The 11,683-nt window shown below is 68.0% G+C and carries 11 protein-coding genes; 9 read left to right on the top strand and 2 right to left on the bottom strand.

Annotation, left to right across the window (positions count from 1 at the left end; translation table 11 throughout):
* Positions 1 to 723 (bottom strand): AfsR/SARP family transcriptional regulator (locus DM816_RS15105; RefSeq protein WP_211588702.1); only part of this gene is annotated, 723 nt, incomplete at its 3' end.
* 148 nt (positions 724 to 871) lie between these two features.
* Here DM816_RS15105 and DM816_RS15115 point away from each other — a divergent pair.
* From DM816_RS15115 to DM816_RS15155, 8 genes are all read left to right on the top strand, one after another.
* On the top strand, positions 872 to 2,290 hold the full coding sequence (locus DM816_RS15115) for a DUF8189 domain-containing protein (RefSeq protein ID WP_162907489.1): 1,419 nt from the start codon (positions 872 to 874) through the stop codon (positions 2,288 to 2,290).
* Between the two features lie 17 nt (positions 2,291 to 2,307).
* On the top strand, positions 2,308 to 3,339 hold the full coding sequence (locus DM816_RS15120; RefSeq protein ID WP_162907490.1) for a hypothetical protein: 1,032 nt from the start codon (positions 2,308 to 2,310) through the stop codon (positions 3,337 to 3,339).
* Between the two features lie 342 nt (positions 3,340 to 3,681).
* A complete protein-coding gene (locus DM816_RS15125; RefSeq protein ID WP_117210875.1) occupies positions 3,682 to 4,083 on the top strand; it encodes a hypothetical protein in 402 nt (133 codons plus the stop codon).
* A complete protein-coding gene (locus DM816_RS15130) occupies positions 4,083 to 4,292 on the top strand; it encodes a helix-turn-helix transcriptional regulator (protein ID WP_117210876.1) in 210 nt (69 codons plus the stop codon). Before DM816_RS15125 ends, DM816_RS15130 begins: the two co-directional genes overlap by 1 nt.
* Positions 4,292 to 5,725 carry an alpha/beta fold hydrolase gene (locus DM816_RS15135; RefSeq protein WP_162907491.1) on the top strand — a complete coding sequence of 478 codons (1,434 nt, stop codon included), beginning with the start codon at positions 4,292 to 4,294 and terminating at the stop codon, positions 5,723 to 5,725. The genes DM816_RS15130 and DM816_RS15135 overlap by 1 nt, the downstream gene beginning before the upstream one ends.
* A gap of 1,184 nt (positions 5,726 to 6,909) precedes the next feature.
* Positions 6,910 to 7,413, top strand: a complete 504-nt coding sequence (locus tag DM816_RS15145; protein WP_117210879.1) for an ArsR/SmtB family transcription factor — start codon at positions 6,910 to 6,912, stop codon at positions 7,411 to 7,413.
* Positions 7,394 to 8,464, top strand: coding sequence for a serine hydrolase domain-containing protein (locus DM816_RS15150; protein WP_117210880.1), 1,071 nt, complete (start codon positions 7,394 to 7,396; stop codon positions 8,462 to 8,464). The genes DM816_RS15145 and DM816_RS15150 overlap by 20 nt, the downstream gene beginning before the upstream one ends.
* 203 nt (positions 8,465 to 8,667) lie before the next feature.
* Positions 8,668 to 9,390 (top strand): polysaccharide deacetylase family protein, encoded by a 723-nt coding sequence (locus DM816_RS15155; protein ID WP_117210881.1) that lies wholly within the window; start codon positions 8,668 to 8,670, stop codon positions 9,388 to 9,390.
* On the opposite strand, the gene DM816_RS15160 is transcribed toward DM816_RS15155, so the two are convergent.
* Complete coding sequence (locus DM816_RS15160) at positions 9,381 to 10,637, bottom strand: glycosyltransferase family 2 protein (RefSeq protein ID WP_117210882.1); 1,257 nt, start codon at positions 10,635 to 10,637, stop codon at positions 9,381 to 9,383. The two genes, DM816_RS15155 and DM816_RS15160, sit on opposite strands and share 10 nt — an antisense overlap.
* A 140-nt stretch (positions 10,638 to 10,777) precedes the next feature.
* Here DM816_RS15160 and DM816_RS15165 point away from each other — a divergent pair, with 140 nt between their 5' ends.
* A complete protein-coding gene (locus DM816_RS15165) occupies positions 10,778 to 11,683 on the top strand; it encodes a glycoside hydrolase family 16 protein (protein WP_117210883.1) in 906 nt (301 codons plus the stop codon).

Raw genomic sequence — 11,683 nt, forward strand, 5'->3', positions numbered from 1 at the left:
CTTGGCGCCGGGTTCGACGCCGAGTTCGGCGGCCAGCAGCTGCCGGCACTCCTCGAACGCCCGGCGCGCCTCGGCCGGCTGCCCGGCCGCGTGCAGGCCCTCGATGACGTGACACCACAGGTCTTCCGAGAGCGGGTCGCGGCCGAGCGCGTCGCGTGCCAGCGCTACCGCACGCCGGTGGCTGCCGCAGGCGATGTGCAACGGGAGCACATCGTGCAGCAGCTCGGTGCGCCGCTGCTCGATCCGGTTGAGCCAGGCCCGCCACGTCGAGCAGATGGGCAGGTCCTCCAGCGGCTGGCCCTGCCACAGCTCGCAGGCCCGGTCGAGGATTGCCAGCCCGCCGGCGCGGTCGCCCGAGCCGACCAGGTGCCGTCCTTCGGCGGAGAGGGATTCAGCGAGCGTGACATCCAGGTTGTCCGGGCTGACCATCATCCGGTACCCACCGGGCAGCGTCACGATCTGTCCCGGCGCGGCGGTCGTTTCCAGACAGTCGCGCAACACGCGCATATAGGTGCGCAGGTTGGCCCCCGCCGACTTGGGCGGCCGCCCCTCCCACAGCGCGTCGGTGAGCACCTCGGTCGAGACGAAGTGGTTCGCGTGGATGAGCAGCGTCGCGATCAACTGGCGCGGCTTCGTCTGCGTGATCATTTCACGGACGGGCGCGCCGTTGATCCGCAGCGGCCCGAGGATCTGAAACGGCGTGTTTTCCGAGCGTGTGGACAACCCTGTCGGTATCGCAGCCATCGAAGCCCTCGTGTGATCGCCGGGCATATCACGCAAGCATGCTTGCCTGGCGACCAATGTACGCCCGATGTGCCACCCCGCGACATCGTTCGTCGATCGATGAATCGACAAGGAGGAGGGGATAGTCGTGTTACATCGCATGTTCGCCACCGCGCTGGCGGTGTCGGCGGGGGCGGTGTTGACGGGGGCATCGCTGGCCAGCGCACCGGCCGGCGCGGCCGAGGAACCCGACCGCCCGCTGTTTCAGATGCCGTTCCCGTGCCACGAGGTCCGGCAGGGCGCGACATACGCGGGTCACGGCGGCGCGGGCAATCACTACCCGATCGACTTCAACCGCGGCGCCGGCTCCACCGACTTCGGTGATCCCGTGCTTGCCACTGCCGCCGGGACGGTCCAGACGTGGGTGGAGGCCGATGGCGACCGGGTGGTGCAGATCCGCCACAACGCGGTCTGGACCTCGGACGTACGTCACCTGTCCCGGGCCACCGTGTCCGACGGCCAGCGGGTGCAGCAGGGCGACAAGATCGGCGAAGTGGGCCGATCCGGCACGAGCTCGCCGCACCTGCACTATGCCCAGAAACGCAACGGCGTCGCCGTACACCTCTTCTTCGACGGCGAACCGCTCGACCCCGGATACTCGTTCGTCTACAACGGACCGGACTACAGGAGCCAGAACTGTCCCGACAACGCGCCCTCGGACCTTTCGGTTTCGGGTGTCGCCGACCCGGATGGGACGTTGACCGTGTTCGCCCGGCGTGGTGGGCATCTGGAGACCAATAACAAGACGCCGGACGGCCAGTGGGGCGGCTGGGTGGCTCGCGGCGGCGACCTGGCCTCCGGGCCGGACGCCACGGTCAGCGCGGCCGGCTACTACCACGTCGTCGCGCGTGGCGACAACGGCAACGTGATGTACAAGCGGCAGAACGCGAACGGCTGGGGTGACTGGAACACCGGCTTCTCCGACTTCAACACCCCGTTCGCCCCCGCGATCGTCAAGGTGGACAACGACACACTGATGGCCTTCGCCGTGCGCGCCAGCGACAAAGCGTTGATGAAACGCCGGTTCGAGGCCGGCTCCGACGGCGGCTGGGAAAACTGGACCGTCCTGGGCAGCGAGAAAGGCTTCACGTCCGGGCCCGACGCAGCCGTCCGCGACAACGGGGTCATCGACGTCGTGATCCGCGGCGCCGGCGGATCGGTCCGGCACGCGGCCCGCGGCACCGACGGCTCGTGGAACGACTTCCACGCCATCGGCGAGTTCAAAAGCGCCGTCGGCGCGGCACCCGCGGTCGCCGCACGCGGCAACGTCGTCGACGTGATGGCCCGCGGCGAGCAGGGCTCCCTGTGGCGCACCATCCGCACCGACAGCGGCTGGTCCGACTGGAACCTCACCCCGCTCGGCAAGTTCAACCAGGGACCCGATCTGGTCACCGACAGCCGCGGCGGCGCACTGCTCATGCTCGGCCGCGACACCGACGGGCGCATCGTGCGCGCCGGCTGGAACCCCGGCGACGGCTGGGGCGACACCCTCGCCATCCCCAACTGAACCCACAGAGGTGAGTCATGAAACACAGAATCCGTTTGGGCGCGGCCATCATCGCGGCGCTGACCGCCGGTGCCCTCATCGGCCCCGCACCCGCCAACGCCTGGGCACAGCTCAACAACGACCCGGACTTCATCCAGGTCTACGTCAACAACATCGAGAACCTCGAAGAGGTCGACGCGGTGGAATGCCCCGGCGACTGGGAAGACCTCATCTACTACATGAAGACCTACGAGACCAGCCCGGACCTGTTCATCGTGCAACAGCTGGCCGGGCCGGGCGAGCTCAACAGGTTGCTGGACAGGATGAACACCCTGCTGGCTGGGGAATTCGACGGCATCCTGGCCAAGCCCGACCCGGAGCAGATGGCCTCGCCGTGCCGCGGGGAGAAGGACCACCAGACCAACGCCATCATCTGGCGGGTCGGCCGGTTCAACCTGGTCGCCGGGTCGAAGATCACCTGGCAGTCGTTCGCCAAGAACGGCAACCCCGAATGCGGCCTCAATCACCAGGACCGCACCATCAACATGGCCGCGCGCTTCTACGACAAAATCGCCGACAAGCACATCTCCGTCGGCAGCATCCATTGGCCCACCGGCAACAGCGAAGGTCCGGCCTGCGCGCCGCAAAACGCCGCCAAGGCCGTGGAGAAGGTCGAAAGCATCAACGGCGCCCTGCACATCTGGGGCGGCGACGCCAACGTTCCCGACCAGTCCAGCGGAGAATGGCGAGGCTGGTACTCGGCCACAAACGGCCAACTCGGCGGCCGGCACAACTACCGCGACGTCGCCTACGCCGACTGCGCGGAGAGGCACGACACGGGCCCCGGGGTACGCACGTGCCTGCGCGATACACATTGGACCATCGGCGGCGACTCCCGCATCGACTTCCTGTTCGCCCGCAAAGGCGGCGGAGGCATGCCCTTCGTGGGCGCCGAGCACACCGTCACGTTCGCCGAGGGCGACCAGGCCGACATCCAGGTGACCGGCACCGACCGGCAGGACCGCAGCTATTCCGACCACCGCGCGATCCGCGCCCGAGTGCACTACTAATCCCACGCACAGCCGCCGGGCCGGGGGCACACACCCCCGGCTCACGGCGCGCGGCCCTGCTCTTCTTCTCCACCCCGACCGTGACCGGAACCTTTCCAACCTCGCGCAAGTTCTACGACCGCAACGAACTGAAGGCAAATGTCACACCCAAGCCATCCTCGCCCTGGCCCCCGTCGTGTGGACGTCCTGTGGGCAATGAACCGCGACGGCCGTCTACAAAGCCAAATAGAGACTTCGCTCTAACGCGTTCGGTGGAGCACGTGGGCCGGCGGTTGCTGACTCGACCAACTGATGTAACCTATAAGTTACTTGATGGGCAGTGAAGGTTACATGGGAGGTATCATGGGAGTCTCTCGTCTCTATGACGGCGCCCTTTTCGCGTGGGGCGCGGCCGCGGCGTCGGCCCTCGCCGCTAAAGGAATCCACGATGTCCGGGCGACCGACGGCTGGCCGCGAGGGCTGGAGTTGGCCTATGCCGCGGCGGTGGTCGTTGCGGTGGTTTCGGTCGTGTTGGCCGGCGTGCTGAAGCTGCGGTTGCGCGCCAGGGGAACGGTATTGGCCGACGAAGGGACCGCGGACACGCACCGGCGCTCGATGGCGGCGGCGACCTATGGCGCCTTGACCGTGCAGCTGCCGTTTTTCTTCGGCGTGCAGGTCAGCTCGATCGCGCAGGCGCAGTTCACCGTGGCGGGTGCGTTGCTGTGTTACGGCGCGGCCCGGCTGTGGCTCGGCCGGGAGCATTGATGGACCATCCGTTGCGCAACCGGATCAAGCTGGAACGCGCTCGGCACAACCTGACGCAGGAACAGCTCGCCGTCCTGGTCGGTGTGACCCGTAAGACGATCAACACTGTCGAAATCGGACGGTTCGTCCCGTCGACGATCCTGGCCCTCAAACTGGCCAAGGTGCTGCACACCACGGTCGAGGAACTCTTCTATCTCGAGGAGCAATAGTGGGTACCCCCCTCATGGTCTTGGTTTTACTGGCGAGCATGGTGAACGTGCCCACGGGCAAAGCGCCCGAACTGGCCTGGACCTCATGCCCGGCCGACGTCAGCAGCCACCCCCGTCAGCGATGCGCCAATGTGCGGGTGCCGCTGGACTACCGTGACCCGGGCGGGCGTCAGATCACCGTGATGATATCGAGGATCACTGCCGCGGACCCGAAGCGGCGGCTTGGCACGCTGGTGCTGAGTCCGGGTGGACCGGGCCTGGGTGGGTTGGCCGAACCAAGCAAGCTGTACGCAGCCGGGCAGCCGCCGCAGCTGCGCGACCGTTATGACCTGGTCGGTTTCGACCCCAGAGGAGTGCGGCACAGCAGCCCGGTCAGCTGCGGTCTGCCGGTACAGGACCGCGGCACCCGATACCCGATGCCCGACGGTGGTATCGACCACAGCATCGCCTACGCCCAAGCCGCGGCGGCTGCATGCCTGCGACACGGCGGCGACCTGTCGCGCCACATCACCACCGCGAACACCGCACGCGACCTCGACCGGATCCGCACCGCCCTGGGCCAGCGCCGTATCTCCTTCGTCGGGCTGTCTTACGGCACCTATCTCGGTGCCGTGTACGCCAGCCTCTATCCACATCGGACCGGCAGGTTCGTGCTTGACAGCGCCATCGATCCCAACCAGGTGTGGTATCGGTTCATCCGGCTCGGGGCGCCGGGCCTGGCGATGCGGTTGCCGGATCTGGCCACCTGGGTAGCGGCCCGGGACAGCATTTACCGTCTGGGCGCCACCGATAGCGAGGTGCGGCAGCGTTACCAAGACCTGACCGCTGCCCTGGACAACGAGCCGCTGGTCTACCCAGGGCTGATCGTCGACGGCAACTGGCTACGCGACTTCACCCGCGACAATCTCGAACAGCCCGACGATTCAAGTTTTGAGCTGGTGGCCGCGGTATGGAGCGAACTGGCCGGCGGCGTGGCGACCGCCCGGTCCGCCCCGCTGCAAAACGCGCTGTCCATAACCGACAATCGGCAAACCGTGCAGTGGGCCGTGTTCTGCGGCGACGCGGTCTGGCCACGCGATCCCGAAACGTACCGGCGCGAGGTGAGCATCAGCCGGCGCGCGTTCCCAGATGACGCCGGTCGATCGGCGAACATCACCCCGTGCGCTTTCTGGCCCGAACCAGCCGAGCCACCCGTCATCGTCACCAGCCTCGGGCCGCGCAACGTGCTGATTCTGCAAAACATGCGCGACCCGGCCACGCCGTGGATCGCCGGCCTGGCCATGCGTCAGACCCTCGGCAGCCGGGCCGCCCTGATCACCGCGAACGCCGGCGGCCATGGTGTCATCGGCAACAACGACTGCGCCACCGCCTTGGCGTTGTCATTCTTGGCAGCCGACAATACCAACCTGCCGCAAGACACCACATGCCCCTAAGGCGCGCTCCCACCCGCCTCACCCGTCTGTGCGCAACTTGGCCTGATCGCCCGGGGTCGCCGTCGTCGCATCCGAGAACCGCGAACTGTGGCTGACCGCGCTGGCGGAGGTCCTGGACGACAGCGGCGACCCGCCCACGCATCAAGTCCGCCCGGCGAGAGGCGGGCCATCCGCCTGCTCTAGGTCACGGATTCAGGTCGGCGGAGGCGGCCGATGTGTCTCGCGGAGCCCAGCACTGCTCGCCAGGCCCACGGCGTGCGCGGGCAAACCCCCGACCACCCAGGAAGCGCCGGGCTCCACAACGTCAGCCTCAGCGGTGCATATGGCGGAATCCAAACAGGTGCATGACAGTCGCATGACAACGGCCGAACCGAGCATGGGCAAGGCCTAAGGTGTGCGATGGTCTGCCAGGGCCGTGTGAGGCTGCTGGCGCAGCCCTGTTCCGCCCGGTGTCCTTCCCCCTGTACGCGAGGCGGGCGCCGGTCCTGGCAGGCCCGCCCCCTGCACGAACCGGCCACCGGCGGCTCGGGTCGGCTCTGTGCCGATCTGCACCACGCGCGCCTTCCCTGGTTGGGGAAGATGTTCGGTGTTGGGAAAGGACGTGCCAGGCGAGCACGAGTAGGTGGCGCCGTGAGACGTTCTTGCACACGGCTGTTCCTCGCCGTCGCGAATGCGTTTTACTGACGATTGCGGCGTGCGGTGACGGTGGTCAGGGTCCCGGTGACCCCGGCGAACCGAAGCGGGGCGGCACGCTACGGCTGGTGGGTCAGGGCAGGGTCGACCATCTGGACACAGCCGCGGCCTACTACACGGCCACATAGGCTTTGGAGCGGGCGTTAGCCCGGCAGTTGGTCACCCACCCGGCAGACACCGACCCACAGCGGTCACCGAACTGGTCGCCGACGCCGCGACACAGGTGCCGAGCAAGGACAACGGCGGCATCGGCGCCGACGGCAAGAACTACACGTTCACCGTCCACGACGCGGCGGCGAGCCATTGTGCGGTCTGCCGGTAGAACTGCGGGACATCACCGGACGCGGTCGCCCTCATGCTTTACACCGGTGGCGGCACCACCGCCCACCCTGCAGCCGAGTTGTCCGGCCGAGCGGATCGGAAAGGATCAGTGGCGGGGCTCGGTAGCCAAGAAGTTTGTAATTCCGTAAATTCGGAGTACCCTGTGACAGGTGGCAAGCAGGGATCTGGCGCGGCAGCTGGCGGAACTGAAGAAAAGGGTGGATCGGTTGGAAGGCCGAGCCGCCCCTGCCGCTGCGCCGACGGCCGATGATCCGCACGTGACCTACTCGGGCACGGGACCGTGGCGCGGCGGTCCCGTCGTGTGGCAGATCATTCGCGGCTGGACCGATGTGCTTGCCGAGACCGGCGACCGATCGGCGACCCTGTTCAGCGCCTTGGCCAGCACCCCCCGTTTGCGCATCGTCCTTGAGTTGATGGACGGCGAGGTGTTGACGACGGCGGATCTGGCCCGCCGCCTAGACCAGCCGTCCACCGGCCAACTGTTTCACCATCTCAAGGAGTTGCTCGCGGCCGGCGTGATCTACCAGCCGGGCCGGGGCGCCTACGCGATCCGCCGGGAGCACGCCGTCCCGCTGCTGGCGATGCTGTGCGCCGCTATTGACATCAGAGAATCCACACTCACGGAGGCCTACGATGACCACCCGCACCGATGAATTGACGGCCAAGATCCGGGCATTCCGCGACAGGCACGGGCTGCCCGGCATCGCTGCCGCCCTGGTGAGCGTGGACGGCATCCGGACATCCACGGCGGGAGTTCGGGTGCGCAGCGGAGAAGAACCGGTCGGCGCCGCCGATCCGTGGCACATCGGGTCATGCGGAAAGTCCATGACGGCGGTGCTGTACGCACGGCTGGTCCAACGTGGCCAAGCACAGTGGCACGGCACGGTTGGAGACCTGCTGGCCGACGTCGACCCGCATCCGGCCTGGCGTGGCGTGACCATGACCGATCTGCTGACCCACTGCGCCGGACTGCCGGGGAATCTGACCCAGCACGCGATGAAGGCGGCCTATTCCGACATGCAGCCCGAGGCCGCCCAGCGTACCCAGGCAGCGGAACGGGCGCTTGCCGAACCGCCTGTGAAGTATGGAAAGTTCCTGTACTCCAATCTCGGCTATATCATCGCGGGCGCGGCGATCGAACGAATCACCGCAGTGTCCTATCAGGAGGCGCTCCGCCGCGAGGTGCTACAGCCACTGGGCATGGACAGCGCCGGTTTCGGGGCGCCGACCGGCGACGTGCCGTGGGGCCACCGCCCGCGTTGGCTTGTCTACGGCAGCGGCGAGGCGGTCGACCCGCACATCATGAGCCTGCCGCACCCCGCGGATAATCCGCCGGTGATGACACCGGCCGGCCGGCTTCACCTGTCGCTTGACGACTGGGCGCGATTCATCCGCCTCTTCATGCGCGACGGCGGCGGCATGCTCACCGACGATTCGCTGCAGCGCATCACCACACCGCCGACCGGCCGCACGTCGTACCAAGGGATGGGGTGGGCTGTCCCGACTCGCGAGGCGTCTCCGGTCGCCCATGTTCAGCAGGGCTCGAACCTGCGCTGGATCGCGACGGCGTTGCTGGATCGCGAGCGTCGCAAGGCAGTCCTCGTCGCCACCAACGACGGCCGCCCGAGCCTGCTCAAGCCGTGCCTGCGGTTGGGCGTTGAACTGCTCGAACCGTTGCTGTGGACGCACCTGTCAAGCCGGTAGCGACATCAATGTGGCGCCGGGGACGATCCTGCCACCGCATCCCGCATCCATACTGCTCTCGCTGAACGCTGACCGCACGGCTGCCGCCGACCCGTTGCCATAGTCAGGAGTCGGACCGTCTGTCATGCGCACGATCGATACCTGTGGCCCCGAGCGCCGCCGCTGCGGCGATACCGGATGGTCCTCTGGTAGCGTCGGCCGCCATGAGCTTGGCGTCTGCTGTCATGCCGGTGTACCGGTGGGCGACCCGGCCCGTGGGCACGGTCCGCGCCGTGACGACGCGGCAACCGCACGTCGTGCTGACGTTCGACGACGGTCCCGACCCGGTCGAGACGCCCAAGGTGCTGGACGCGCTGGAGCGTTTCGGCGCCACCGCGACCTTCTTCGTGCTGATGACGAGGGTGCGGCGCTATCCGGAGCTGACCCGGGCGATCCTCGACGCGGGCCATGAGATCGGCCTGCACGGACTCGACCACACCCGTTTGACCAAGCTCACACCGCAGGAGGCCGGCGGCCGCACAGCCGAGGGGAAGGCGCGGCTGGAGCAGTTCGTCCAGCGGGAAGTGCGCTGGTTCCGGGCGCCCTATGGGGCGATGCTGCCGCGCCATTGGCTGGCTGTGAAACGCACCGGCCTCACCCCGGTGGGCTGGGGCCCCACGCCCGCGGACTGGCGCGAGCTTCCCGAGGACCAGCTTGCCGCCGACGGCATGCGGGGCTGCGGGCGGGGCTCGATCATGCTGGTCCACGATGCGATGGCCGACGAGCGGGACGGGGTACCGGATGATCCACCACCGCCGCACATCGACCGTGGCAAGTTAGCTGATCTGCTGCTCGCCGGTATCGCAGAGCGGGGCTGGACGAGCAGATCGCTCGGCGAGGCGCTGACCGGCGGCCGGGCCCGCAAGTGGGGCTGGTTCTACCGCTGAGGGAGCTGTGACGCGGCTGCGGCCCACCGTCGCACGGTGCGGCGGCTGAGCAGATATCGGCCCGGCCCGGCCAGCAGCCCACGAAACTCCAGTTGAGACAGCTCGCGCGGGTAGGCGCCCGCGGTCACCGCCTCGCGCCGCTTGCCCGTGAACTTGCGGACCAGCAGCGCGGCCGCGCGCAAGGCGAACCCGGTCAGGCCGAGCAGGTGGCGCCGGTCCGACCACACCAGCCCGGTCAGCATCGCTGTGTAGCCGCACCCGTAGCCGAACATGGTGCGCTTGAGCACCTCGTAGTCGCTGATGTGTGTGTGCAGGATGAACACGCGCGGGTCGAACGCCATGGTGTGCCCGGCGAACAGGAGCCGGACGAGCACATCCGGATCTTCACCCGCCAATGAGGGGGTACCCAGCCCGAGCGCCGGCTCGAACCCGCCCAGCGAACGCAGCACGGCGGTGCGGAACGACATGTTCGGGCCGTCGCCGAAATGGCCGGCCTGATAGAGCGAAAGCACCCGCCCTTCGGATGTTGCCACGCGGAACGTGCGCGGCAGACGGCGGAACGTGATGCGGGTGAAGGCGTTACCGGCGACGCCGTCGGAGCGCTCGAACCAGATCTGTGACGGCGTCTCCAACTGGCGCGGCAGCAGCGGCCCGGTGACGCAGGCGACGTCCGGGTCTTCGGCGAAGCTTCGCGCGATCGCCGCCAGCCACCCCGGTGTGACCTCGACGTCGTCGTCGGTGAAGGTGACGATGTCGCCACGGGCGGCCTGGAGTCCGCGGTTGCACGCTGAGGATCTCCCTCGCACCGCTTCGCTCACGACCCGTACCGGAGCAAAAGAGGTCAATCGCTCCACGATGCGCGCGTGGTCCTCGGCGGGCCGGTTGTCCACCACGATGATCTCGAAGCGTGGGTAATCCTGTTTGAGCAGCGACTCGACGCAGCCGAGGAGCAGATCGGCGCGTTCGAACACCGAGGGGACGACCACGCTGATCAACGGCGGCTCGCCCGGCAGCGTTGCGGCGGGCACCGACCGGCGATTCCCCACCAGTTCGTCGATGCGCTGGCGCAGATCAGCCTCGCCGATGCCGCATGGCACGTTGAGCCGGGCTACAGGTACCCCGCCGTCGAGCAGGATCAGCAGGGCGCGGTCGTAGCGGCCGCCCAGCGAGTCCACCGGCGGCAGCGGCCCGCCGAGCTCGACGAGCATCACCCGGATCGGGGCTGGTTGGTCTGGTGTCGGGTTCATCGGGGGTGGGATTCCCTCCTGCTGCGGCGGCGAAAGGTTCCTATCACGGTCTGCGGTCGTCCCAAGCAGGGCACTACAGTGTGCGCAGGCGCGAGCGGCGTAGGTGCGGCGGCTCGCGATGACCGGAAGGGGCAGCAGGGATGAGCGAACCGCGTGCGGCCAGGTTCGCGCGCCGCAGGCGGCGCAGGGACATCATCGTGACAGTCGTCTGCGCAGTGCTGCTCGCGGCCGCCGGTGTCTATCTGATCACACGGCCCGGCCGTGCGCCGGCCCAGGGAATACCTGCACCGCAGACCTCCGGCGGCAACATCGCTGCCCCATCGGTGGTCGCGACGGGCAGCGGCGAGCCCACTGGGCACGTGTCGGGCCTGCCGATGCCGCGCGGGGATCTGCCCGGGTGGAAGCAGACGTTCGCCGACGACTTCACCGGGCCGGTCAAGACCAACTGGGGCATCTACGACGGGCAACCCGACGGCGACCCCGGCGGCTGGTTCGCGCCCCGGCAGGTGAACTCCCAGGGCGGCGAGCTGGTTATTCGCGGCTCCCGGGGCGACACGCCCAACGGCAACATCTACGTCACGGGCGGCATGAGCTCCAAGCTTTCGCAGATCTACGGTCGCTACGAGGTGCGGTTCCGGATGGACCGCGGCCGCGGGATCCAGTTCAACCTCATGCTGTGGCCCACCGACGACAGCTGGCCACCGGAGATCAATTTCGCCGAGGACAACGGCAAGGAGCGCACCGGGTTCGCCGCCAACATGCATTATGGGCCGCCGCATAAGGTCGTGTCGCGTCACCACAACATCGACACGACGCAGTGGCACACGGCCGGTGTGGAGTGGACGCCGGGCAAGCTGACCTACCTGATCGACGGGCAGGTCTGGGCGACCGTCGAATCCTCCCACGTGCCGAAGGTGCCGATGTCCATCGCCATCCAGACTCAGGCGTGGCATTGCGGCACCAGCTGGGCCGGCTGCCCGAACTCCTCCACGCCGCGGGAGGTCAACCTGCACGTCGACTGGGTGGTGGCCTATACACCCGCCTAG

Source organism: Allorhizocola rhizosphaerae (assembly GCF_003426775.1).
GTDB classification, from domain to species: Bacteria; Actinomycetota; Actinomycetes; order Mycobacteriales; family Micromonosporaceae; genus Allorhizocola; species Allorhizocola rhizosphaerae.